General features: G+C 65.5%; 24 protein-coding genes. 8 read left to right on the forward strand and 16 right to left on the reverse strand.

What is annotated here, in order from left to right; translation table 11 throughout:
- The first annotated feature begins 11 nt into the window (after nt 1-11).
- Both trxA and DK847_RS11755 read left to right on the forward strand, forming a co-directional pair.
- Nucleotides 12-332 carry a thioredoxin gene (gene trxA / locus DK847_RS11750; RefSeq protein WP_111198716.1) on the forward strand — a complete coding sequence of 107 codons (321 nt, stop codon included), beginning with the start codon at nt 12-14 and terminating at the stop codon, nt 330-332.
- Between the two features lie 156 nt (nt 333-488).
- Nucleotides 489-2,177, forward strand: coding sequence for an LTA synthase family protein (locus tag DK847_RS11755; protein ID WP_111198717.1), 1,689 nt, complete (start codon nt 489-491; stop codon nt 2,175-2,177).
- Between the two features lie 127 nt (nt 2,178-2,304).
- Here the strand turns inward: DK847_RS11755 and DK847_RS11760 are convergent, their stop codons facing one another.
- From DK847_RS11760 to DK847_RS11780, 5 genes are all read right to left on the reverse strand, one after another.
- Nucleotides 2,305-2,583, reverse strand: a complete 279-nt coding sequence (locus tag DK847_RS11760; RefSeq protein WP_111198718.1) for an HPr family phosphocarrier protein — start codon at nt 2,581-2,583, stop codon at nt 2,305-2,307.
- 1 nt (nt 2,584) lies between these two features.
- Nucleotides 2,585-2,983 (reverse strand): PTS sugar transporter subunit IIA, encoded by a 399-nt coding sequence (locus DK847_RS11765; protein WP_111198719.1) that lies wholly within the window; start codon nt 2,981-2,983, stop codon nt 2,585-2,587.
- A gap of 78 nt (nt 2,984-3,061) precedes the next feature.
- Complete coding sequence (locus DK847_RS11770) at nt 3,062-3,526, reverse strand: HPr kinase/phosphorylase (protein ID WP_111198720.1); 465 nt, start codon at nt 3,524-3,526, stop codon at nt 3,062-3,064.
- Nucleotides 3,519-5,303, reverse strand: coding sequence for a stimulus-sensing domain-containing protein (locus DK847_RS11775; RefSeq protein WP_111198721.1), 1,785 nt, complete (start codon nt 5,301-5,303; stop codon nt 3,519-3,521). Before DK847_RS11775 ends, DK847_RS11770 begins: the two co-directional genes overlap by 8 nt.
- 29 nt (nt 5,304-5,332) lie before the next feature.
- Nucleotides 5,333-6,031, reverse strand: coding sequence for a response regulator transcription factor (locus DK847_RS11780; protein WP_111198962.1), 699 nt, complete (start codon nt 6,029-6,031; stop codon nt 5,333-5,335).
- 110 nt (nt 6,032-6,141) lie between these two features.
- On the opposite strand from DK847_RS11780, the gene DK847_RS11785 reads away from it, so the two are divergent.
- From DK847_RS11785 to DK847_RS11795, 3 genes are all read left to right on the forward strand, one after another.
- The gene (locus DK847_RS11785) at nt 6,142-6,852 is read left to right on the forward strand and encodes a HugZ family pyridoxamine 5'-phosphate oxidase (protein WP_111198963.1); all 711 of its coding nucleotides are present in this window, start codon (nt 6,142-6,144) and stop codon (nt 6,850-6,852) included.
- A 130-nt stretch (nt 6,853-6,982) separates the two neighbouring features.
- Entirely contained in the window at nt 6,983-8,590 is a 1,608-nt protein-coding gene (locus DK847_RS11790) for a phosphoenolpyruvate carboxykinase (RefSeq protein WP_111198722.1), read from the forward strand.
- 46 nt (nt 8,591-8,636) lie between these two features.
- The gene (locus tag DK847_RS11795; RefSeq protein WP_111198723.1) at nt 8,637-9,386 is read left to right on the forward strand and encodes a sulfite exporter TauE/SafE family protein; all 750 of its coding nucleotides are present in this window, start codon (nt 8,637-8,639) and stop codon (nt 9,384-9,386) included.
- Here DK847_RS11795 and DK847_RS11800 read toward each other — a convergent pair.
- The 10 genes from DK847_RS11800 to DK847_RS11845 form a co-directional block, all read right to left on the reverse strand.
- A complete protein-coding gene (locus DK847_RS11800; protein WP_111198724.1) occupies nt 9,383-9,967 on the reverse strand; it encodes a MarR family winged helix-turn-helix transcriptional regulator in 585 nt (194 codons plus the stop codon). The genes DK847_RS11795 and DK847_RS11800 overlap by 4 nt on opposite strands.
- Nucleotides 9,968-10,012: 45 nt before the next feature.
- Nucleotides 10,013-11,497, reverse strand: a complete 1,485-nt coding sequence (locus DK847_RS11805) for a glycerol-3-phosphate dehydrogenase (RefSeq protein ID WP_111198725.1) — start codon at nt 11,495-11,497, stop codon at nt 10,013-10,015.
- Between the two features lie 13 nt (nt 11,498-11,510).
- Nucleotides 11,511-12,518, reverse strand: coding sequence for a 2-hydroxyacid dehydrogenase (locus DK847_RS11810; protein ID WP_204508328.1), 1,008 nt, complete (start codon nt 12,516-12,518; stop codon nt 11,511-11,513).
- Nucleotides 12,519-12,543: 25 nt separating this feature from the next.
- On the reverse strand, nt 12,544-14,100 hold the full coding sequence (locus DK847_RS11815) for an FGGY-family carbohydrate kinase (RefSeq protein WP_111198727.1): 1,557 nt from the start codon (nt 14,098-14,100) through the stop codon (nt 12,544-12,546).
- Nucleotides 14,097-15,215: an ABC transporter ATP-binding protein gene (locus tag DK847_RS11820; protein ID WP_111198728.1), complete on the reverse strand. Its 1,119-nt coding sequence runs from the start codon at nt 15,213-15,215 to the stop codon at nt 14,097-14,099. Before DK847_RS11820 ends, DK847_RS11815 begins: the two co-directional genes overlap by 4 nt.
- Complete coding sequence (locus DK847_RS11825; protein ID WP_111198729.1) at nt 15,208-16,281, reverse strand: ABC transporter ATP-binding protein; 1,074 nt, start codon at nt 16,279-16,281, stop codon at nt 15,208-15,210. The genes DK847_RS11820 and DK847_RS11825 overlap by 8 nt, the downstream gene beginning before the upstream one ends.
- Complete coding sequence (locus DK847_RS11830) at nt 16,278-17,135, reverse strand: carbohydrate ABC transporter permease (RefSeq protein WP_111198730.1); 858 nt, start codon at nt 17,133-17,135, stop codon at nt 16,278-16,280. The genes DK847_RS11825 and DK847_RS11830 overlap by 4 nt, the downstream gene beginning before the upstream one ends.
- A 3-nt stretch (nt 17,136-17,138) precedes the next feature.
- Entirely contained in the window at nt 17,139-18,065 is a 927-nt protein-coding gene (locus DK847_RS11835; protein WP_193548196.1) for a carbohydrate ABC transporter permease, read from the reverse strand.
- 95 nt (nt 18,066-18,160) lie between these two features.
- Nucleotides 18,161-19,600, reverse strand: coding sequence for an extracellular solute-binding protein (locus tag DK847_RS11840; RefSeq protein WP_111198731.1), 1,440 nt, complete (start codon nt 19,598-19,600; stop codon nt 18,161-18,163).
- Between the two features lie 33 nt (nt 19,601-19,633).
- On the reverse strand, nt 19,634-20,644 hold the full coding sequence (locus DK847_RS11845) for a sugar-binding transcriptional regulator (RefSeq protein WP_111198732.1): 1,011 nt from the start codon (nt 20,642-20,644) through the stop codon (nt 19,634-19,636).
- A gap of 110 nt (nt 20,645-20,754) precedes the next feature.
- Between DK847_RS11845 and DK847_RS11850 the strand changes: the two genes are divergently transcribed.
- Genes DK847_RS11850 through derI form a run of 3 tightly spaced genes read left to right on the forward strand, consistent with a single transcriptional unit; the run spans nt 20,755 to nt 22,879 of the window.
- The gene (locus DK847_RS11850; protein WP_111198733.1) at nt 20,755-21,675 is read left to right on the forward strand and encodes a sugar phosphate isomerase/epimerase family protein; all 921 of its coding nucleotides are present in this window, start codon (nt 20,755-20,757) and stop codon (nt 21,673-21,675) included.
- Nucleotides 21,675-22,445, forward strand: a complete 771-nt coding sequence (locus tag DK847_RS11855) for a triose-phosphate isomerase (RefSeq protein WP_111198734.1) — start codon at nt 21,675-21,677, stop codon at nt 22,443-22,445. The genes DK847_RS11850 and DK847_RS11855 overlap by 1 nt, the downstream gene beginning before the upstream one ends.
- A complete protein-coding gene (gene derI, locus DK847_RS11860) occupies nt 22,442-22,879 on the forward strand; it encodes a D-erythrulose-4-phosphate isomerase (RefSeq protein WP_111198735.1) in 438 nt (145 codons plus the stop codon). The genes DK847_RS11855 and derI overlap by 4 nt, the downstream gene beginning before the upstream one ends.
- Before the next feature lie 123 nt (nt 22,880-23,002).
- Here the strand turns inward: derI and DK847_RS11865 are convergent, their stop codons facing one another.
- The gene (locus DK847_RS11865) at nt 23,003-24,007 is read right to left on the reverse strand and encodes a dihydroxyacetone kinase subunit DhaK (RefSeq protein ID WP_111198736.1); all 1,005 of its coding nucleotides are present in this window, start codon (nt 24,005-24,007) and stop codon (nt 23,003-23,005) included.
- Nucleotides 24,008-24,081: the final 74 nt, after the last annotated feature.

Raw genomic sequence — 24,081 nt, forward strand, 5'->3', positions numbered from 1 at the left:
AAGAGGTTCCCATGGCCACCCACAAGGTCTCCGACGCGTCCTTCGAAAAGGACGTCCTGCAGTCCGACACGCCCGTCGTCGTCGATTTCTGGGCGGAGTGGTGCGGCCCCTGCAAGATGATCGCCCCGGCGCTGGAGGAAATCGCCCAAAGCCTCGGCCCCAAGGCCAAGATCGTGAAGATCAACATCGACGAGAACCCCTCGGTGCCCTCGCAATACGGTGTGCGCGGCATCCCCACGCTGATGGTGTTCAAGGGCGGCCAGGTGGCCGCCACCAAGGTGGGCGCGGCGCCCAAGAACCAGCTCCAGAGCTGGATCGAACAGTCGATCTGACCGCTCCGGTTGTCCTGAGTTGATGATGGCCGCCCGCCCGGGCGGCCATTTTCCATGGGGCCGGGCCTGCCGCCTTGATGCTGCCATGAGCAGGTCTTCATACGACTGTCGCAATTCCGGAAACTGCACTAGTTTGCCCGGCGGGAGGACGAAGACGTGACGACAGCTGAGGCGGCCGCCGGAGAGGCGCCGGGCAGGGGCCGTGCCGTGCCCACATGGCTCACGGCGGCGGGCAAGCTGCTGTTGCAGCTCTTCATCATCTATCTGGGCCTGCTCGCCATCCATGCCTATCTCGGCTGGTGGTCGCCCGAGTACCTGACGGGCCGCAGCCTTTGGCACTTCTGGTTCACCCGCATGATCGTGCCCATGGTCATGCTCGGCGTCTTCGCATCCTTCGCCCGGCTGCTGCCGGCAGGTGCCATGCTGGGCGCGGCCCTGCTCTTCGTCGGCACGCTCTCGGCCATCAAGAAGGAATCGACCGGCGAGCCCTTCCAGATCAGCGATCTGTTCCTGGCGGGCCAGTCGGTGCACCTCCTGCATTACGTACACTGGCATCACTGGCTGCTCGGCGCGCTGATCGTGCCCGCCGCGATCTGGTATGTTCTCAACCTGCGTTTCCGCTGGTGGAGCCTGCCCATGGCGCTGCTCTGCGTGGCGCTGCTCTCCACCTATCGCATCCAGTGGGTGGCCAACTGGATCCACGACAACAGCTGGTGGATCGGCGTCGAGAACCTCACCTTCAGCCAGGCCGAGAGCGAGCGCATGAACGGGCTTGCCACGCACCTCTATTTCTCCACCGCGGGACTGCGCCTCAAGACCTACACGCAAGCCGAGGTGAAGCAGGCGATCGACGCGCTGCAGGCGCCGGGCCAGCCGCCGGCCGTTGCCGCCTCCGGGCCGGCGCCCGATGTCTATGTCATCCTCGGCGAGGCCTGGTGGCGCGACCCGCATGACACGGCCTCCCCGCTCGACCAGCTGAAGGCCGCGGGCTTCACGGAATCGATGGCGGTGTCACCGGTCTATGGCGGCACCACCCCCAATGCCGAGTTCGAGGCACTCACCGGCATTTCGATCAAGACCTTCCAGGACGGCATCATCCCCTACCAGCACTATGTGCAGTACATCACCGAAGGGGCGCGCGCCCTGCCGCGCATCCTCACCGAGAAGGGCTATGCCGCCACTGCCTATCACAACTTCACCCGCCGCTTCTGGCTCCGGGACCAGATCTACCCGAAGCTCGGCTTCGCCGATTTCGTGTCGATGGACCAGATGACGCTGACCATCCAGCCCAATGACTGGCCCACCGATGAAGGCCTCTACAAGGCCGTGCTGTCACGCATTGGCGGCGACAAGCCGCAGTTCCACTTCATCGTCACGGTGCAGACGCACGGCCCCTATGAGGCCGACGAGCGCGACGTGAAGGGCCATGAGGGTGTCACCGACTATCGCACCAGGCTGGATGGCGCGGCAAAGTCGCTCGCCGCCTTCAAGGCGGAACTCGATGCCAGGGGCCGGCCCTATGCACTGGTGCTGTTCGGCGACCATCTGCCGGGACTGCGCATGCACCAGCTTCACGATGGCATGAAATCTGAGCAGGACCCGCGGCTCCACCAGGTGCCGGTGCTGATCGCGTCCAACACCGACCAGCCGCAGGTGCTCGCCGATGCCATCCGCGGCCGCCCGCTCTATTGCCTCTCGCCGCTGGTGCTGGACTGGATTGGCCGGCCGGCGGAGGAACGCTACATGACCTACCTCGATGCCAGCTGCCGCAGCGCGGAAGACCCGAAGCTGCGCCCGGCGGAAGCGGTGATCCAGAACCAGCTGTTCACGCTGGATCCGCTTTAGGGATCAGGCACACCCACCCCGTCATCATGGCCGGGCTCGTCCCGGCCATCTTTTTCGCATCGCGAAAGAGGTTCGCCGTGACAAGCCCAGCGATGATGAACGTGTGTGATGTTGCGGCGACCCGCACTCACTCCTCGTCGAACTTGCTCTCGACGAGTTGCGCCAGCGCCTCCAGTGCCTCCTCGGCCTGGGCGCCCCTCGCCTCCACCATGATCGAGGTGCCCATGGCGGCGCCCAGCATCATCAGCCCCATGATCGAGGTGGCGGGCACCGACATGCCATCGCGCGTCACCGTGATCTCGGCGTCGAAGCCTTCCGCGCATTTGACGAACTTGGCCGAGGCGCGGGCATGGAGCCCCCGCTGGTTGGTGATTGCGAGTTCGCGGGCCGCCACCGTCGCCGACATCTCAGTCCCCCAGGATCTGGCTGGCGACGTTGATGTATTTGCGTCCCGCGTCCTGTGCGGCGGTCGCCGCCTTGTCGAGCGCATAGTCCTTGCGGATGCGGGCGAGCTTGACCAGCATCGGCAGGTTCAGCCCTGCCACCACCTCCACCTTGCCGATCTCGAGCAGCGAGATCGCGAGGTTCGAGGGCGTGCCGCCGAACATGTCGGTGAGGATGATGACGCCGGCGCCGCCATTGACGCGCTCGACGGCTGCGGCAATGTCGGCGCGCCGTGCTTCCATGCGGTCATCGGGGCCGATGGCAACCGTCTCGATCGCCTGTTGCGGACCCACCACATGTTCCATTGCCGACAGGAACTCTTCCGCCAGGCGGCCATGGGTGACCAGGACGAGTCCGATCATGATGGTCGTGAAACTCCGCGCTTTTCCCGCTCAGGGTGGCGCACAATGCCTCTAACGATCGCGCGATGCAACATCGTTTCAGGGCTGGACGAACTGGTCCAGCGCCGCCCTCAGCCGGGCCGGCGCCGAGGCGCTCTGCGGGTCGAGGAGGATCAGCGGCACGGCCATTCCGAGGATCTCCATGCGCGCCGCGCCGAGGTCCGGCAGGCGCTCGATCTCTGCGGCGGGTGTCAGCCGCACGGCGAGCCGCAAACGGGCTTCCGCGACAACGGCAAGTTCCGCAATGCCCAGTCCCCTGATCTCCAGCTTTCCCTTGAGGGCAGCTGGCGCGGAGGCGATGAGCCGGCCCTCCTGCTTGCGGATCACCACCTGGTCGTCGGCCACCAGCTGCGCGGCCCGCGCCGTGCCGGTGAGGCCAAGCCCCTGCTGGTCGACGAGACGCAGCGCCAGGTCGGACTTGCCGCTTCCCGGCTTGCCCACCAGCAGCACGCCGTCACCGCCGATGGCGAGGCAGGTGCCGTGGATGAGCGCTTCCTCATGCATTGGTGGCCGCCGGAATGCGCACGGTGAAGCGCGCGCCGAGGATGGGCTTCTCGCCGCTCTCATCCGGCTTGCCAAGCCGGTTCTCGGCCCAGATGCGGCCCTTGTGCGCGTCGACGATCTGCTGCGAGATTGACAGGCCGAGGCCGGAGTTTGACCCGAAGCTGCCCTCCGGCCTGTCGGTGTAGAAGCGCTCGAACACGCGCTCAAGGTTGTCGGGCGGAATGCCGGGCCCGAAGTCGTCGACACGGAACTCGACGTCCGGTCCCACGCGGCGCACCCGGACCTGCAGCTTGGTGCCGGGCCTGGTGAAGGAGCGTGCATTGTCGATCAGGTTGCGCACCACCTGGCCCAGCCGCGAGTCATGCCCCATCACGGTATAGGCCCTGGCGCGGTCCATGCCCGGCGGCGGCTTGGCGATCTCGAACTCGACTTCCGCCTGGGCCTCCTTGCGCGTGTCGTTGGCGAAGCTGGTGATCGATTCGAGCAGCTGCGACAGGTCGAAGGCCTGGGCCTCGCCGCGGGCCAGCTCGGCATCGAGCCGCGACGCATCGGAGATGTCTGTGATCAGCCGGTCGAGCCGCTTCACGTCATGGTTCACGATCTCCACCAGCCGCTCGCGTTGCTCCGGCGTCTTGGCATAGGCGAGTGTCTCGACGGCGCTCCTGAGGGAGGTGAGCGGATTCTTGAGCTCGTGTGACACATCCGCCGCGAAGGCCTCGATGGCGGCGATGCGGTTGTAGAGCGCATTGGTCATGTCGCGCACCGCACCCGAGAGGTCGCCGATCTCGTCGCCGCGCGCCGAGAAGTCCGGAATCTCAACCCGCTTGTTGATGCCGCGCCGCACCCGCTCGGCGGCGGCGGCGAGCTTGCGCAGCGGCAGCGCGATGGTGGAGGCGAGCAGGATCGACAGCAGGATGGTGACGAGCGCCACGAAGCCGAAGGTCATCAGCACCACCTGGCGCTCGGCGCGGAGCACATTGTCGATCTCGCCGCCGGTGGTGGAGAGCACGAGCGAGCCCAGAACGGCGCGGAAGCGCTGGATCGGCACGGCAACGACGACGATGATCTGGCCCCGGTCGTTGAGGCGGACGAGGCTCACCTTGGCGCCCTTCAGCGCGGCGGCCACCTCCGGAAAGTCCTTGCCGTTGTCGATGCCGTATTCGATCTGCTTGGGGTAGTCGTAGCTGAAGGTCCAGGTGACGAAGCGGTTCCACAGCGAGCGCATGCTGTCCTGTTCGCCATTGGGCGGCGGCAGGTCGGTCTGCACGATGTCGCCGCGCGAATAGAGGAAACGGCTGTCGACGACGAGGTTGCCGTCCTTGTCGATGATCCGTGCACGGACGGTGGTGTTGGCCAGCAGCCGCTTCAGCACCGGCCCCGCCGCCTCGGGGTCGATGGGGAAGTCGAGGCTCGACATCTGCTCGGTGTCGGGCAGCAGTTCCTCGTTCGAGTCGGCCAGCGAGTCGGGGTCGATGACGATCGAGCCGGTGTCGACCGTGGCCGAGCCCGCCACGGCGGCGGCGATGATCTGCGCCTGCGTGGTGAGGCTCTGCACGCGGGCGTCGATCAGGCCCTGGCGGAACTGGTTGAAGTAGAGGATGCCGGAGACGAGAACGATGAGGCCCAGGAGGTTCAGCAGCACGATGCGGCTGGTCAGCCGGTGCGGCCAGATGCGGCGCACCAGCCCCTGCCTCGGCGCAGCCTCGCGCTCCGCGGCGTCGGCGTCTTCGGCCTCGGCGCGGTCGGCGGTCTCCGGTGGCATCACCTTGTCAAGCATCGGCGGTCACCGGGCCCGAAGGTCCGGTCCTATTGCTCCTTGAAGCGGTAGCCCACGCCATAGAGCGTCTCGATGGCGTCAAACTCGGCATCGACCGCGTTGAACTTCTTGCGCAGCCGCTTGATGTGGCTGTCGATGGTGCGGTCATCGACATAGACCTGGTCATCATAGGCCGCATCCATCAGCGCGTCGCGGCTCTTCACGATGCCGGGGCGCTGCGCCAGCGACTGCAGGATCAGGAATTCCGTGACCGTCAGCGTCACGGGCTTGCCGTCCCAGGTGCAGGAATGGCGGTCGGGGTCCATGGCCAGCTTGCCGCGCTCGATCACCTTGGCGGCCTCGGTGGGGGCCGCCGTCACGTCGCGGTTCACGACGCGGCGCATCACGGCCTTGACGCGCTCCACCAGCAGGCGCTGCGAGAACGGCTTCTTGATGAAGTCGTCCGCCCCCATCTTGAGCCCGAAGAGTTCGTCGATCTCGTCGTCCTTGGAGGTGAGGAAGATGACGGGAAGGTCGGATTTCTGGCGGATGCGGCGCAACAGCTCCATCCCGTCCATGCGCGGCATCTTGATGTCGAAGATGGCCATGTCGGGCGGATTGTCCTGCAGGCCCTGCAGGGCTGCCGCACCGTCATTGTACTTCTGCACCGCATAGCCCTCGTTCTCGAGCGCCATGCCGACGGACGTCAGGATGTTGCGGTCGTCATCGACCAGCGCAATGGTGGGCATCTTCTTGTTCATCCCTTCAACTATGTCCTTCCATTGGCAGTAGGGGCGGAACTGGAACAAAATGTGGCAGACATGATAGGCATTCCGCACCGGAATTGCGAGGTATGTTCATGAGTGAACGCAGAAGTTTCAGCGCGGACGAGGCCCGCAACCTGCTCCGGAGGGCCCGCACGGGCACCCTGGGCACGCTGAATGCCGAGGGCGGCATCCCCTATGCCTCGCTCGTCAATCTGGCGACGGACGTCCGGGGCTGCCCGGTCATCCTGGTCTCGACCCTGGCCTGGCACACCCGCAACCTGCTGGCGGATCCCCGCGGCAGCGTCATGGTGGCCGAAATGCCGCCCGAGGGCGACGCGTTGACGGGCGCCCGGGTCACCGTCATGGGCCGCTTTTCCAGGGTCGAGGGCCGCGAGGTCAGCCGCCGCTATCTCGCCCGCCACCCCGCGGCGGAGCTCTATGCCGGCTTCGGGGATTTCGCCTTCTGGCGGCTGGAGCCGGAGCTCGCCCATGCCGTGGCCGGCTTCGGCCGGATCGAGACCATCCCCGCAAATGAGCTGTTCCCCTCAGCCGATGAGATGATCGCGCTGGAGGAGGGTGCAGTGCAGCACATGAATGAAGATCACGAGGACGCCATCCAGCGGTTCGCCGAAAAGCTTCTGGGTGCCACAGCCGGAGGCTGGAAAATCATGGCAATCGACCCTGACGGCGCGGATCTCCGCCGCGGCGAGGAGGTCCTCAGACTGCCCTTCGGCACGCCCGTCTATTCAGGTGGGGCCTTGCGTTCATGCCTCGCGAAACTGGGGGAGCAGACGCGAGTTTAGGTTTTAGTCTCAGATAATGATGTACGATACCGCATACTTTTGATGTAAACTAGGCTTTTCCATCATTTTGCTCTTGCAGGACCCCCCGGGCGGACTTAACAGTTGCCCTTACGGTTCACAGGAGCACGACATGGACACAGCCGCCGACGCCCTCATCCGCGCCCAGCTTGCCGATCTTGGGCTTGCCTGGCTGGACAAGATCTCGTGGAACGCGCCGGCTGCCGTGCTGTACCAGGATGCGATTTCGCGTGGCGAAGGCCTCGTCGCGGAAGGTGGCGGCCTCGTCGTCACCACCGGCCAGCACACCGGCCGCAGCCCCAATGACAAGTTCGTGGTGCGTGATGCCACCACCGAAAACACCATCTGGTGGGACAATAACAAGGCGATGAGCCGCGAGCAGTTCGAGACGCTGCGCAAGGATTTCATGGCCCATGCCCGCTTGAAGAACGTCTTCGTGCAGGACCTCGCCGGTGGCGCCGAAATGGCCTACCAGCTGCCCACCCGCGTCATCACCGAATATGCCTGGCACGCGCTCTTCATCCAGCACCTCCTCATCGTGCCGGAGGACCAGACGGGCTTCGCGCCCAAGCTCACCATCATCGACCTGCCCTCCTTCAAGGCAGACCCCGCGCGTCACGGCACGCGCAGCGAAACGGTGATCGCGCTCGATCTCGCCAACGGCCTCGTTCTCATCGGCGGCACGCAATATGCGGGCGAGATGAAGAAGTCGGTCTTCACCGTCCTGAACTATCTCCTGCCCGAGAAGGGCGTGATGCCCATGCACTGCTCGGCGAACGTTGGCCACAAGGGCGACAGTGCGGTGTTCTTCGGCCTCTCCGGCACCGGCAAGACCACGCTCTCGGCCGATCCCTCCCGCACGCTGGTGGGCGATGACGAGCATGGCTGGTCGGAGAACGGCCTCTTCAACTTCGAGGGCGGCTGCTACGCCAAGGTCATCAAGCTGTCGAAGGAGGCAGAGCCCCAGATCCACGCCACCACCGAAATGTGGGGCACGGTGCTGGAGAACGTGAAGATCGATCCCGCAACGCGCAAGCTCGACCTGCACGACGGTTCGCTCACCGAGAACACCCGCTCGGCCTATCCGCTTTCGGCCATTCCCAATGCGTCCAGGACCGGCACCGCGCCGATCCCCAAGACCATCGTGATGCTCACGGCGGATGCCTTCGGCGTGCTGCCGCCCATTGCCAAGCTCACGCCGGCGCAGGCCATGTATCACTTCCTCTCGGGCTACACCGCCAAGGTGGCGGGCACCGAGCGCGGCGTGACGGAACCGCAGGCCACCTTCTCCACCTGCTTCGGCGCCCCCTTCATCCCGCGCGATCCGGGCGTCTATGGCGAGCTGCTGCGTGACCTGATCGCCAAGCACGACGTCTCCTGCTGGCTGGTCAACACCGGCTGGACGGGTGGTGCCTATGGCGAGGGCCACCGCATGCCGATCAAGGCCACGCGCGCGCTGCTCAACGCTGCGCTCGAAGGCCGCCTCGACAACGTGCCGATGCGCACCGATGCCAATTTCGGCTTCGCCGTGCCGGAGGCCGTCGAAGGAGTCGACACCAAGATCCTGACCCCGCGTGAAACCTGGGCTGACAGGCACGCCTATGACGCGATGGCAAGGAAGCTCGTCGGCATGTTTGTCAAGAACTTCGCCAGGTTCGAAGCCAAGGTGGGTGCCGACGTGAAGGCTGCGAGCCCCACCGTGCAGCTCGCCGCCGAGTAACCTCCGCACGCTTGCAGATTCGGGGGCACGGGCTCATGAAGGGCCCGTGCCCTCCTCGTTTGATCAGTTCAGCATCCTGACGCTCGCCCTTACCGTGCTTGTCGCCGGCATCGCCGGCCTGGCACGCGGCTTCTCGGGCTTCGGCGCGGCGCTGATCTTCATGCCCGCCGGCAGCGCGCTGGTGGGACCCGCGGTGGCGGCCCCGGTGCTGCTCGTCGCCGACGGCGTTCTGTCCCTGGGCTTCCTGCCACGCGCCTGGCTGCTGGCGCGCCGCCGCGACGTCGCGTTGATGGCCTCCGGCGCCGTCATCGGCGTGCCACTCGGCGCGCTCATCCTGCGCCATGCCGATCCGCTGCTCCTGCGCTGGGTGATCTGCGGTCTCGCCTCGTCGATGCTGCTGCTGCTGCTCTCCGGCTGGCGCTATCACGGCACGCCGCGGGCACCCGTCACCGCGGCGGTCGGCGCCGTCGCCGGCCTCTTCGGCGGGCTGGCGCAGATGACGGGCCCGCCCGTCGTCGCCTACTGGCTCTCCGGCAAGGAGACGCATGGCACCGTGCGGGCCTCCATCATCCTGTTCTTCGGCGCAACCACGGTCTTCACCTTCATCAGCTATCTCGCCTCCGGCATCATCACGGCGCAGGCCCTCTGGCTCGCGGCCCTTGTCGCACCGGCCTATGCGCTCGGGTTGTTCACGGGTTCGCGCGCCTTCCATTTCGCCAGCCCGGAGGTGTTCCGCCGCCTGTGCTTCGCCCTGATCGCCGCCTCGGTGCTGACCAGCCTCCCCGTCTGGCGCTAGCTCGCGGGCTCGTGCGCGGCGCAGATGCGGGCCGCGTCGTCATTGGACAGCGCATCCTCGAACAGCATGCAGAGATGCGGTCCCTTCGCATCCCCGTCACGCCCCTTCTCGCGGAAGAAGCGGCAACTGGCGCAGAGGCCATAGCTGGCAAGTCCCGCCCGCTTCAGCTCGCGCGCCAGCAGCTCCTCGAGCCCGCGTTGCATGCGCCGCCGGGTCTTGCCGCCCAGCTCCTCCACCCCGGAAGAAAGCTCCATCCAGGGGTCCTTCGCCAGCACGGCAAGGCCCTGCTGCGTCAGCGTCAGCTGCACCGCCTTGCGCGCATTGCGCTTCGCCTTGGTGATCAACCCCTTGCGCTCCAGCGCCATCAGCGTCTGCGAGATGGTGCCCTTGGTGGCACCCAGATAGCGCGTCAGGGCCTGCGCCGTGTTGGAGAAGCGGTTGGCACGGGCGAGGTAGCGCAGCGCCTCGCGCTGCGCGGGGTTCAGGCCGTCCTCGTGCTCGCGCGCCCGCAGCACGCGGGCCAGCCGCTCCAGCGGCCAGGCGATCATGTGGCCGTCGCCCTCATCCTCGTCACTGCTCATGGCCGCGCATGGTTCCACAAAGCGGGGTCACGTGCGAGTGGAAATTCAGCCGCCCATGTAGCGCCGCACCGCCTCGCGCTGCCCTGCCGACAGGTGAAGGCCATGCTTGGTGCGCCGGTCCAGCACGTCTTCCGCCGTCAGCGCCCACTCGGCCCGGCGGAGATAATCGATCTCCGCCTGGTACAGCAGCCCGCCGAAATGCTGGCCGAGCCCGGAAACATCGCGCGCCCCGTTCAGCACGTCCGTCGTGCGCGTGCCGTAGAGCCTGGCATAGTGGTGGGCCAGTTCATCCGGCAGCCACGGCGTCGCCTCGCTGAGGCGTGACAGGAACCGCTCGAAATCGGCGTCCGGCATGTCGCCGCCGGGCAGGGGTGCCGCTGCGGTCCAGGCCGGCTTCATCTGGGGGAAGAACGGCTTCAGCTTCTCCAGCGCATGTTCGGCGAGCTTCCTGTAGGTGGTGATCTTGCCGCCGAACACCGAAAGCATCGGCGGTTCGCCCGCCACGTCGAAGACATAGTCGCGCGTGACCGCCGAGGGGTTCTCGGCATTGTCGTCGTAGAGCGGCCGCACGCCGGAGAAGGCGTGGATCACCTTGTCCCTGGTGATCGGTGACTTCAGGTAGCGGTTGATGGCGGCGAGCAGGTAATCCACCTCGCGTTCATCGATCGCCACGTCCTCCGCACGCCCCTCATAGGGGATGTCGGTGGTGCCGATCAGCGCCATGTCGCCCTCGTAAGGATTGACGAAGATCACGCGCTTGTCGTCGTTCTGGAACAGATAGGCCTGCGGCCCCCACCAGAATTTCGGCACGATGATGTGGCTGCCCTTGACCAGCCGCACGCGCCGCGGAGAATTCGACCCCGCCACGCCATTGATGACGTTCTCCACCCACGGCCCCGCAGCATTGGCAATGGCCCGGGCGCGCACTTTCGACTGCGCTCCATCCGCTGCGGTGAACTCCACCTCCCACGCACCATCGACGCGCCGCGCCGCCGTCGCCGATGTGCGCGTCATCACCAGCGCGCCGCGCTCCTTGGCGTCGAGCGCATTGAGCGACACGAGCCGCGCGTCATCCACCCAACAGTCGGAGTATTCGAAGGCGCGGGTGAATTCATCGCGGATCGACTTGCCTTCGGGATCGCGGCGCAGATCGATGTTGCGGCAGCCGGGCAGCTTCCTGCGGCCGCCGAGATGGTCGTAGAGGAACAGGCCCAGCCGCACCAGCCAGGCTGGCCGCTGCTCGGGTGAATGCGGCAGCACGAAGCGCATCGGCCAGACGATGTGCGGGGCGGCGTTGAGCAGCACCTCGCGCTCGATCAGCGCCTCGCGCACCAGGCGGAACTCGTAGTATTCGAGATAGCGAAGGCCGCCATGGATCAGCTTGCCGGAGCGTGACGAGGTGCCCTGTGCGAGGTCATCCTTCTCGCACAGGATGACGGAGAGGCCGCGGCCCGCTGCATCGCGCGCAATGCCCGCCCCGTTGATGCCGCCCCCGATGACGACCAGATCGACCGGCTTCAGCTCCTGCATGGCACCCTGTCCATCAGCACCGGTTGAGCGCGGGCTCACCCGCGAGATAGCGACGCACTTCCTCCGCCGCGAGGCCCGCGGCATAGCTCACCGTCTTGACCGAGGCGCCCGCGATGTGCGGCGTCAGCGTGACGTTGGGAAGCTTGAGGAAGCGGTTGTCCGGCGGCACGGGTTCCACGTCGAAGGTCTCGAGCATCGCGCCCTTGAGCTTGCCCGTCACCAGCGCCTCGTAGACATCGTCGTAATTCATCAGGGGCCCGCGCGCCGTGTTGATGAGATAGGCGCCGTCCTTCATCTGCGCGAGCGTGTCCTTGTTGATCATCTTCGTGGTCTCCGCCGTCACGCGCGGGTGCAGCGACACGACGTCCGACTCGGCCAGAACGCGCTCGAGCGAGCACTGGATCACGCCGTCGTTGAGATCATCGGCCGTCAACTGCACGTAAGGGTCGCTCACCAGGATGCGGCAGCCGAAGACCTTGAGGAACTTGACGACGCGGCGGCCCACCTCGCCATAGCCGATGAGGCCCACCGTCATCTCGGAGAGTTCCTGGCCCGTGAGGTCGGCGCGGTAGAGGTCGCCTCGCCACTCGCCGCGGCGCAGCGCGTCGTGGCCCTGCGTGATCTTGCGCGTCTCGTTGAGGATGGCGCCGATGGTGAATTCTGCGACGGCGGAGGCATTGCGGCCCGGCGTGTTGACCACCGTGATGCCGCGCTCGCGTGCTGCCTTCATGTCGATGTTGACGGGCCCGCCGCGCGACACGGCGACGAATTTCAGGTTGGGCAGCCGGTCCATGATGCCTGCAGACAGCGGGGCCAACTGCGTAACGAGAATCTCCGCATCACCCGTCAGCTCCACCACCTCGTCGGCGGACCCCATGTATTCCTTCAGGCCGTCCATGCCCTGCACCGCATAGCCATGCTCCATCGGCTCGTCGGGCCAGGGCATGTCGTGGGTGCGGATCGAGAGTTCGAACAGGCGGCAACGCTCGCGCAGCGCCTCCTCGAACATGGAAGAGAGCATGAAACGGTCACCGATGACGGAGATCTTACGAAGCACGATTAGCCACCATGGTGCGCCACAGGGGGCGCATTGTCTCGCGGGTTTCCTTGTAGATGCCGAAGGCGCCGTCGTAACGCGCCGTCAGCGATGGGTCGGGAACTGTCACCGCGCCCAGCAGCGGGTTCACCCACTCGGCAACGCAGGCATCCATGTCGGGATAGAGCTTCTGCTGCACCGCGGCCATCATGGCGGCACCGGCGGCACCCGCCTCCTCGCGCTGCACGCTGCGCACATTGGCCTTCAGCGCGCTGGCCAGCATCATGCGCAGCGCAGCTGAGCGCGCGGCACCGCCGGTGACGCGCACCTCGCGCGGAATCTCGCCCATGGCGGAGTAGCAGTCGCGCGAAGCGAAGCAGAGACCTTCGAAAACAGCGCGCATCAGGTCGGCATAGCCCATGCCGAGCTCGAGTCCGGTGAACATGGCCCGCGCCGCGGGCTCCATCACCGGACCGCGCTCGCCCGCCTGCGAAATGTAAGGGTGATAGATGGCGCGTGCGGGCTCCGCCTGCATGATGCGCTCGTCGAGGCCCTTCAGCAGGTCGCCGCGCGAGCGCTCGACGCCTTGCGAGGCGAGGACATCGCGCCCCACGTCCAGCAGCCAGTCGATGTTGAGCGTGGACGCCATGTTGGACTGGATCTGCGCATACATGCCGGGCACCGGGAAGCACATGGTATAGCCGGAGAGCTCGCTGTTGAGCTTCACATGCGCGGCGGACGGCGCGATCTTCATGTGCATGCCGGTGGAACCGACGATGGTGCAGCCGGTCTCGCCCTTCGGGTCATAAAGCCCGCCGCCGAGCCCGGTGCAGAGAACGTCGACATAGCCCAGCGTGATCGGCGTTCCGGCCTTGAGCCCCGTCAGCGCCGCGGCCTCGGGCGTCAGTGCGCCTGCGACCTGTGTTCCTTCCACCATCTCCGGCAGCAGCGACTTCGCATCCGATGCGCCCAGCACGTCGAGCACGTCTGGCGCATAGCTCCGCGTCCGGTATTGCCCGAAGGTGAAATTGCCTTCGGACGGGTCGGTGGCGCGAACACCCGTGAGCTTGAAATAGAGCCAGTCCTTGCAGTGGAAGCCCGTAGTGGCGCGCGCCAGCAGGTCAGGCCGGTTGCGCGTCATCCAAACGAGCTGCATGCTCATCTGGCAGGCATTCACGCCCGTTCCCGTGCGCTGGTAATGCGCGGGATAGTCCGCACTCTGGGCGAAGGCCTCGGTGATGGCGGCGGAGCGCGCGTCGAGCCACAGCCAGGCCGGCGCCACGGGCTCGCCCGCCTTGTCGATCAGCCACATGCCGTCGCCCTGGCCCGTCACCGAAATGGCGATCAGCCGATCACGCAGGTTCGGCACCTTGTCGGAGAGTTCCTTCAGCGTCGCGGCGGTGTCAACCCAGGTGCGGGCCATGTCCTGCTCGGCACCGCCATCGGGGAAGGTCTGGTAGCGGTTGGGGATCGCGGCCGCCGCGATCTGCTCGCCCGTGGTGCTGAAGGCCACGGACTTGATGACCGATGTGCCGGCATCGATGCCGATCAGCACGCCGTCCTTCATGCCAGCGCGTCTCCATGGGCGATGGCCTTGCCGGAAGCGGGATCGAAGAGGTGCAGGTCGCGCGCCGCCACCTTCAGCGCCACATCGCTCCCGGGCGCGCGCGCCACGCGCTCCTGCGACACCGAGACGACGGTGCGGCCCGCCACATCGACGGCCACATGCGTCTGGTCGCCCAGCCACTGGCAGGCCACGACCTTGCCCTTCACGGCCCCTTCGCCGAGGTGCAGCGCATGCGGGCGGATGCCCAGCGCAATCCTCGGATTGCGCGCCAGCGCCTCGCGCAGCTGCGGCGAGAAATCGGCCGCCGGGTAGGAGAGGGTGGCACCGCCTTCGACCGTGAAGGCAACCGTCTCGCCATTTGCCTTCACGTCCGCCGTGAACACGTTCATCGGCGGCTCGCCGATGAAGGTGCCGGTGAAGAGGTTGGCGGGCTTGGCCTTCAGTTCGGCGGGTGTTGCATATTGCTGGAGGACACCGCCTTCCATCACCGCGATGCGGTCGGCCAGCGCATTGGCCTCCGTCTGGTCATGGGTGACGAGGATGGTCGTGCAGTTGTGCTCGCGCAGGTAATGCTTGATGCGCCCGCGCAAGACCGCGCGCAGCTGCGGCTCCAGCTGCCCCATCGGCTCGTCGAGGAGGTAGAGCCCGGCATCGCGCACCAGCGCGCGGCCCAGGCTGGCGCGCTGCTGCTGGCCGCCGGAGACGGAGGTCGGATACTTGTTCAGGATATCCGCGATCTCCAGCATCTCGGCCATGGCCTTGACGCGCCTGTCCTGCTCGGCTTGCGGCAGCTTCGAGGCCTTGAGCGCGAAGGACATGTTCTCGCCGATGGTGAGCGGCGGATAGAGCGAATAGGCCTCGAAGGCCATCGCCACCCCGCGCGCCGCCGGCGGCAGCGTGTGGATGGGCTTGCCGCCCAGCGTGATGGAGCCGTTGGAGACCTCCTCGAAGCCCGCGATCATGCGCAGCGTCGAGGTCTTGCCGCAGCCGGAGGAGCCGAGCAGCGCCACGATCTCACCTGGCTTCACGACGAGGTCCAATGCCTTCACCGCATGCACGTCGCCCTTGCGGGAGTGATAGATCTTGTCGACCTTGGTGATGTCGAGCTCAGCCATCGAGGCGCTCCCCGGTCTGGCGGTCAAAGAGATGGGTGCCGGCGGCGGCGAAGCTGGCGCGCACCTTGGAACCGGCCTCCGGAATGTTGCTGGCGGTCGAGGGCAGCGATGCGAGGAACTCCCAGCCATTGGGGTTCTGCAGCAGCAGCACGGTGCGCTCGTTGAGCGGCGTCACGGCGATCACCTCGGCCTCGACGCCCTCCGAACCGATCGTCACCGATTCCGGCCGCACGCCGAAGATCACTTCACGTCCGGCGAAACCGCGATAACTGTCGGCCAGCGGCACCCGCGTGCCACCGAGAACGACATGGGTGCCGCCCTGGGTTTCGATCACCGTCTCGGCCGTGTTGATCGAGGGATCGCCGAACAACCGCGCCACGCCCAGCGTCGCCGGGCGCATGTAGATGTCCTCGGGCGAAGCCGTCTGCACGAACTGGCCATTGGCCAGCACCGCGATGCGGTCCGCCAGCGCCATGGCCTCCTTGTAGTCCTGCGTCACGTAAAGAACCGTGGCACCCGACTGGCGCAAGAGGCGCGGCAGCTCGAGGCGCATCTCGAAGCGCAGCTTGGCGTCGACATTGCGCAGGGGGTCATCGAGCAGCAGGATCTTCGGCGAGGCCGCCAGCGCGCGGGCCAGTGCCGTGCGCTGCTTCTGCCCGTTGGAAAGTTCGCGCGGGCTGTGGTTCAGCACATGGTCGATCTTCAGCAGCTTCGCCACCTTGGCCACACCGGCAGCAACCTTGCTCTCGTCCGCTCCCGCCGCGCGCAGCGGCGTTGCGATGTTCTCGGACGCATTCATGTGCGGGAACAGCGCGAAGTTCTGGAAGGCCATGCCCACACCGCGGTGCTCGGGCGCGATGTCGGACACATCATGGCCTGCGATCTCGATGGCGCCTGCGGTAGGCTCCTCGACGCCCGCGATCAGGCGCAGCAGGATGGTCTTGCCGGTGCCGGAGCCGCCGAAGATCACCACGATCTCGCCGGCTTCCGCCGAAAGGTTCAGCCCGTCGAAGACCTTGAAGGAGCCATAGGTCTTGGCGAGCGATTTGATGGCAAGCTGGCTCATCCCTTCACCGCACCCATGGAAAGTCCCTCGACGAGGTAGCGCTGCGCATAGAGCGCCAGCGCCAGCGTGGGCGTGATGGACAGGATGATGGCCGCCGCGATCTGGCCATACTGGATGCCCGACGCCGTCACGAAGGCGAGCGCACCCACCGTCACCGGCTGCTTGTCGGCGGAGGCCAGGATCAGCGCGAAGACGAAGTTGTTCCAGGCGAAGATGAAGGCCAGGAGGCCCGCCGCCGCGATGCCGGGCTTGGCGAGCGGGATCGAGATCCGCGTGAAGGTCTTCCACCAGCTGTTGCCGGCAATGCGGTAGGCATGCTCGATGTCGGGGCTGATGTCCTCGAAATAGCCGCGCACGATCCACAGGATCAGCGGCAGGCAGATCAGCTGGTAGACCCAGATGAGCCCGATATAGGTGTTGGTGAGGCCCAGCGTCTTGAAATAGAGGCTCAGGGGCAGCAGCACCAGCAGGGCCGGCGCGAAGCGGAAGGAGAGAAGCGTGAAGGCGATGTCCTCACCCAGCCTGAACTTGAACCGCGCAAAGGCATAGGCCGCCGGCACGCCCAGCACCAGCGAGAGCGCCACCGAGCACACCGACAGCAGCACCGAGTTGAACAGGTTCTGCATGAAGTTCAGCTGCAGGCTGCCGGCCGCGGTGCGGAGCTGGCCGGTGACGAGGGCCGTGTAGTTGTCGATGATCGGCGTGAAGGACAGCGACGGCGGAATGCGCAGGATCGTCTCGTTGGTCTGGAGCGACATCAGGAAGATCCAGACGATGGGGAAAAGGAAGAAGACGAGCACCAGCGTGACGGCCAGGCCGCGCAGGACTTTCTCGAAGGTCGATGTATGGTCCATGGGTCAGTGCGCTCCGTGGGCGCGTTCGCGAAGCTTGAGCCATTGCTTGATGAACACGTTCGACAGCGCATAGGTGATCGCCCAGAGGATGATCATCAGTGCTGCGGACCGGCCCACATTGGTGGCCTGGAAGAAGTCGAGATAGGCCTGCACCTGGAAGACGAGCAGCTTGTCGCCGGGGCCGCCTTGCGTCATCGCATAGATGATGTCGAACTGCTGGATCGAATCGAGCAGGCGGAACAGCGTCGCGGTGATGATGTAGGGCATCAGCATGGGGAGCGTGATGCGGAAGAACACGAAGCTCCGCGGCACGCCGTCGAGTGCGGCGGCCTCGAAGGGCGCTTTCGGCAGCGAGCGCAGGCCGGCCAGCAGCAGGATCATGATGAAGGGCGTGTAGACCCAGATGTCGACCAGCACGACGGTGAAGAGGGCCGTCGCGGGGTCGGATGCCCACTTGAAGTTCTGGATGCCGACGACACTGAGGAGATAGCTGAGGATGCCGAAATCCGGATGCGTCATCAGCTTCCACATCAGTGCGGCCAATGCGGGTGCCGTCATCAGCGGCAGCAGCAGCATGATCGAGGCGATGTTGTTGAAGCGCGACGGCCGCTGCAGGAGGAGCGCGATGCCGAGGCCCAGCAGCAGTTCGAGCCCCACCGTCAGGAAGGCATAGGTGAGCGAGATGTAGACGGTGTTCCAGAACTTCGGGTCGGTGAAGAAATTGATGTAGTTGTCGAACCAGATGAAGCCCTTCATGGCGGGCAGGTTCATCCGGTAGCGCAGCATCGAGTAATAGACGGCGGTGAAGAAGGGGATGAGGATCCCGATGCACATGAGCAGTGCAGGGAGCGACAGGATGTAGGGGAGCGCCCGGCGCATGAAGCGGCTCTGCTTCACGGGGCTCTGCATCTCTGTGGTGGCGGCTGTCATGCGGGAGGCCCGGACTTCCAGAAAAGGCGAAAAGGGGAAAAGGCGCGCGAGGCGTGCCGCAGGGAGACGGCGTCTCCCCGCGCGCCAGTTGTTACTTAACCGAGACCGGCTTCAGCCAGCTTCTTGTCCATTTCGGCGGCCATCGCATCGAGGCCTTCGTCGACCGCGATTTCCTTGGCCACCATCTTCTGCAGGTTCTCGGCCCACAGCGTGGTGAGGTCGAAGAACAGCGGCTGGGCGGTGAAGTAGATCTTGGCACCCGGTGCCGAGACTTCATACTGGTTGAGGTAGCCCGGATAGGACTTGTCGATGCGTGCGCGGAACTCTTCGTCCTTCCAGACGGAGGCGCGGACCGGGTTGACGAAGTCCATCTTGCGCGCACCGAACAGGTCATGCTCGACGGAGGTCGCCCACTGCAGGAAGTACCAGGTGGCGTCCTTCTGGGTGCCGGCATTGTTCATGGCCAGCGACCAGATCCAGACGTTCGGTGTGGGCGCCGAGGCCGCCGGGTTGGCCGCGAACGGCGCATAGCCCAGGTTGCCGGCTTCCTTGTTGTCGCCGCCGTTCATGAAGTAGCCGAGGATGTCGGCGTCGAAGATCATGGCGGAAGCGCCCGCACCGAGGTCGGTGCCGACCTGGTACCAGGTATAGGTCGACCAGTTCTTCGGGCCCGACTCCTGGATCATCTTCACCCAGTCCTTGTGGAAGGACTTGGAGCCCGCCGAGTTCATCGCCGCCTTCAGCTTGCCGTCGGTGACGTTGAAGTCCTTCTCGCCGAAGTTGGCATAGCCCGAGAGGAAGCCCGGGTGGATCGTCGCCCACGAGCGCGAGCCGCGCACGCCGATGCCGTAGGGCCCACCGAGGTCCTTGGTCAGCTTGGCCGAGACCTCGATCATCTCGCCGATGTTCTTCGGCGGCTGCACGCCCACCTTGTCGAACATCTTCTTGTTGTAGGAGATGTTGTTGAGTTCGAAGCCCCACGGGATGCACCACTGCTTGGCATCCGCCGAACCGAGCTCGCCGCCCGGCACGCCGTTCCACGAGGTGGACGCGCGCAGGCCCGGCAGTACGTCTTCCCAGTTGTAGTTGGGATTGGTCTTGGCCGGGTCCTTGATGAACTCGTTGAGGTCGGTGATCCAGCCGGCCGGGCCATAGGTCCAGGTCATGTAGGCGCCGGTCATGAAGGCGTCATACTCGGTCGAGCCGGAGGAGAGTGCCGCCGTCACCTTGTCGAAATAGACGTCCTCGGGGAAGATGTCCCACGAGATGTCCATGCCGGTCATGTCCTTGAACGTCTGGATATTGGCGATCATGGCATCGGCATAGGGGTGCTTGTTGAGCAGCAGCTTCAGCTTGGTGCCCTTGTACTTCATCCAGTCGAAGTCGGCAGCCATGGCGCGGGTCTGCGCCTGGGTCAGGAACATGCCGGCGGCCGAGGCGGTGAGGCCCAGCTTAGCCGTACCGTTGATCAATTCGCGGCGGCTCATCTTCTTCGCCACGAAGGCGTCGAAGAGGCCCTTTTCTTTCTCGAACATTCCCATTCCTCCGTTGGTTGTGGGGTCTTCTTGTTAGCCCGGTGCGGGTTTTCCGTTCTTCTTGCCGGGCTCACGTCCCGGTTTCAGCGAGACGAGGCGCTTGGCTGTCGCCTCGTCGGTGATCAGGCCGAAAAGAAGTCCGTGCGCAAGGATGGCGCGGATGGCCCGAGTTTTCGACGTGCCGCCGGCAAGGGCGACGATCCTGTGGCTTTTCAGATCGGCAAAGCGCGGCGCCATGGCGCGCGCCGAAACGGAATTCGGCAGGTGCTCGCCGTGTTCGTTGAAGAAGTGGCCCAGAAGCTCGGCGCAGGCGCCGGTCTTCATCACTTCCTCGACGTCCTCCTCGTCCACCATGCCGGCGGTGGCGATGAAGCTCTTGCGGTCCACCTCGCCGATGCCGGCGATGTAGAGTTCGGCCTCCTTCGCCATGGCGATGACGTCGGAGACGCCGTACTGCGCCTCCAGCACCTGGCGGTCCTTCTCGGTATTGGCAAAGAACGGCACTGGCATCACATAGGCCTCGGCGGCGGTGCGCTCGGCCAGGCGGTGGATCACATCGAAGGGGCTCGCCGCGAAGCGCCGCGTCAGGCCGCCGAGCAGCGAGACGAACCTGGTGCCGTTCGCGGCAACACTCGGCATGAGGTCGACGGCGGTGGCCAGCGTGCGGCCATGGCCCATGCCGATCATGCGGTACTTGGCCGATTCAATGAGGTTCCGCAGGTAGCGTGCCCCGGCCATGCCGAGGGTCCGCAGCGGCAGCGAACCTTCATCGATGTTGGGAACGACTTCGCAGAAGGCGAGACCGTAATCCGCCTTCAGCTTCTCCTCCAGCGCGATGCAGCCGGAGATCGGCCCCTCGACGAAAACCCGGATCAGCCCGTCGGCACGGGCCCGCGCGATCAGCCGATGCGCCTTGGTGCTCTGCACGCCGAGAAGCTCGGCAACCTCGCCCTGCGTCTTGCCGCCCGCAAAATGCAGCCACGCGGCGCGGGCCGCGAGTGCGGCCTCCTCGTCCACCTGAGGGGCTGGCTGGTGCAGCGTCAACGTCTTCCCATTTGGTCGTGAAAATTTTTTCTTGAGGTGCAATATTTTTCAGATAAGCTCCGGCGTCAACAAAATTCGATATTGCGCTGCAAAACAGCAGGCTTCGTCACATGGGATTTTCGCTTTCGGTCAATACCAACCCCTTCGTGAACCGCTTCGCGGAACCGGAGGATCTGATTGCAACGCTGGCGGATGAGGTGGGCATCGGCCACATCCAGCTGGTGCACGAGTTCATCAACCCCTCGTGGAAAGCGGCCACCATCAAGCGCCTCACCGACCGCATGGCAAAGGCCTGTGTGCAAAAGCGGGCGCAGATCACCTCGATCATGACGGGTCCCTATGGCCGGTTGAACCACTTCGCCCATCCTGATGCCGAGGTTCGGCAATACTATGTCGACTGGTTCAAGGGCATGGCGGAGATCGCGGGCGATCTCGGCGCCCCCGCCATCGGCACGCAGTTCGGCATCTTCACCTTCAGGGATTACGATGACGTCAGCCGCCGCGCCGAGCTGATGCAGGTGGCGCTCGACTGCTGGCGCGACGTGGCCGAACACGCCAAATCGCGCGGCCTCACCTGGCTGTTCTGGGAGCCCATGTCGGTCGGCCGCGAGCTGGGCCACACGCTGAAGGACACGCAGGCGCTGCAGGACTGGATCGACGCGGCGCAGCTGCCGCTCCCCTTGAAGCCCATGGTCGACATCGATCACGGAGATGTGACATCGCCCAACCCGGCGGACGTCGATCCCTTCGCCTGGGCGAGGGACTTCGCCACCCAGTCGCCCATCATCCACATCAAGCAGTCGACCATGAACAAGGGCGGCCACTGGCCCTTCACCGCGCAATACAACGAGAATGGCCGCATCACGCCGGAAAAGCTCATCGCCGCGGTCAAGGCCGGCGGCGGCACCGACAACGAGCTCTGCCTCGAACTCGCCTTCCGCGAGCGTGAGCCCGCCGACCGCAGCGTGGTGGCGGCGCTGAAGGAATCCGTCGCCTACTGGGCGCCCTACACGAAGACAGGATACAACTGATGAAGACGCCGTGGATCGGCACCAGCTGGAAGATGAACAAGACTCGGGGGGAGGCGCGCGCCTTCGCCGAAGCCCTGAAAGCCTCGCCCTTCGCCACCACCGCGAAGGCCCAGCCCTTCGTCATCCCGCCCTTCCCCTATATCGCCGAGGTGGCCGACATCCTGTCGGGCACCAGGGTCAAGATCGGCGCGCAGAACATGCACTGGGAGACCCAAGGCGCCTGGACTGGCGAGGTCTCGCCGTTGATGGTCAGGGACTGCGGCGCCACGCTCGTCGAACTCGGCCACAGCGAGCGCCGCACGCATTTCGGCGAGACCGACGAGACGGTCTCGAAAAAGGTGGCAGCGGCGGTAAAGCAAGGCCTCATCGCACTGGTCTGCATCGGCGACACGCGCAGCGAGTATGAGGCGGGCGCCACGGCGGACGTGCTGGCGAAGCAGACACGCTACGCGTTGCGCGACGTCGGCAGGGCAGCACCCGGCAAGGTCATCATCGCCTATGAACCGGTCTGGTCCATCGGCGAGGGTGGCATTCCGGCCGACCCGGATTTCGCCAATGCCCAGCACGCAAGGCTCAAGACACTCACGGCAGAGCTCACCGGCCAGCCGCTCCCCATCCTCTATGGCGGCAGTGTCAACCCGCAGAACTGTTGCGACCTGGCGGCCATGTCGGATATTGACGGGCTCTTCATCGGCAGGTCCGCCTGGGACCCCGCAGGTTACATCGGCATCATCGATGCCGTCATACGCAGATTGGGAGAGACAGCATGAAGATCGCACTGGGCGCCGACAGCGCCGGAAAGCCGCTCCTCGACGTGATCGAGGCGCACCTCAAGTCGAAGCCCGAGCACCAGGTGACGAACCTGAGCCAGCAGGGTTTCTATGCCGATCTCTCCGCCAACCTCGCCCACAAGGTGAAGGACGGCGAATACCAGCGCGGCATCCTGATCTGCGGCACCGGCATCGGCGTCTGCATCTCGGCCAACAAGGTACCGGGCATCCGCGCCGCGCTGACGCATGACACGTACTCTGCCGAACGCGCCGCCAAGTCCAACAATGCCCAGATCATCACCATGGGCGCCCGCGTCATCGGTCCGGAACTCGCCAAGGCCATCGTCGACACGTGGCTCGCCTCGGAGTTCGATCCCAAGGGCGCTTCGGCCGCCAATGTCGAGGCGATCAACAAGCTGGATGGCAGCTGCTGAGCCTGCGAACATCCTTACGTCTCATCATGGCCGGGCTTGACCCGGCCATCCTTTTGGGACGCTCGAGAAAGGATGCGCGGGTCAAGCCCGCGCATGATGATCGTGGGGGAGCGCAGTGAGGAACTAAAGTGAGCTGAACCCGAAGCTCGCAGCCGGCAGATCCAGATAATGCTTCAACTCCTGATCCAGCTTCATCAGCGAGATCGAGAAACCTGCCATCTCCTGTGACGTCAGCCACGAGCCGACGAAGCTGCGATAGACGGTGATGCCCTCGCGATCCAGGATCTGCCGCACCCGCCGGTTGGCGATCAGCAGTTCGAACATCGTCGTCGCGCCGAGATTGTTGATCAGCAGCGCCACCTCGTCACCTGAACGATAGGGCAGGTCCCGCAGGATCGGCGCCATCATCTGGTCGACGATGTCGTCCGCGGTGGTCAGCTTCTGCCGCTTCACCCCCTTCTCGCCATGCGCGCCCATGCCGATCTCGATCTCGTCATCACCGAGTTCGAAGGTGGGCTTCCCCGACTCAGGGAGTGACCCCGGCGACACCGCGACGCCCATCGAGCGCGTGTTGGCCTCCGCTTTCGCCGCCACGCGCGCCACCGCGTCGAGATCGCCCAGCTCGGCCGCCGCTCCACCCGCGATCTTGATCACGAACACGTCACCCGCAATGCCGCGCCGCTCGTCCGGCCGGTCGGGCGCGCCCACCGCCACGTCGTCGCGCACGCGGATGGTGCGCGTCTCGATGCCCTCGGCGGCCAGGAATTCCGCCGCCATGTCGAAGTTCATGGTGTCGCCGGAATAATTGCCATAGACAAAGACCACGCCCTTGCCCCGGTGAATGGCGCGCGCCGCCTCGCAGATGGTTTGTGGCGATGGCGAGGTGAAGACTTCGCCCGCCGCCGCGCCATCCGCCAGGTTCAAACCGAGAAATCCGCCGAAGATCGGCTCATGCCCGCTGCCGCCGCCCACCAGCAGCGCCACCTTGCCATCGGGAATCTGCTTCAGGAAGAAGGCGCCGTGCCCCTCCACCTTGCCCACCTTGCCGTCATAGCCCAGCACCAGGCCTTCCATCATCTCGTCGGTGGCGCGGCGCGGGTCGTTGAGAATCTTCTTCGGCGTCTTCATGGCTTGTTCCCCGTATTTTCACGAGCCATAACATGTGAGGTCTGCCACTTGAAGCCGCCCCGCGCCAAGCCCTA

The sequence above is a fragment of the Aestuariivirga litoralis genome (assembly GCF_003234965.1).
GTDB classification, from domain to species: domain Bacteria; phylum Pseudomonadota; class Alphaproteobacteria; order Rhizobiales; family Aestuariivirgaceae; genus Aestuariivirga; species Aestuariivirga litoralis.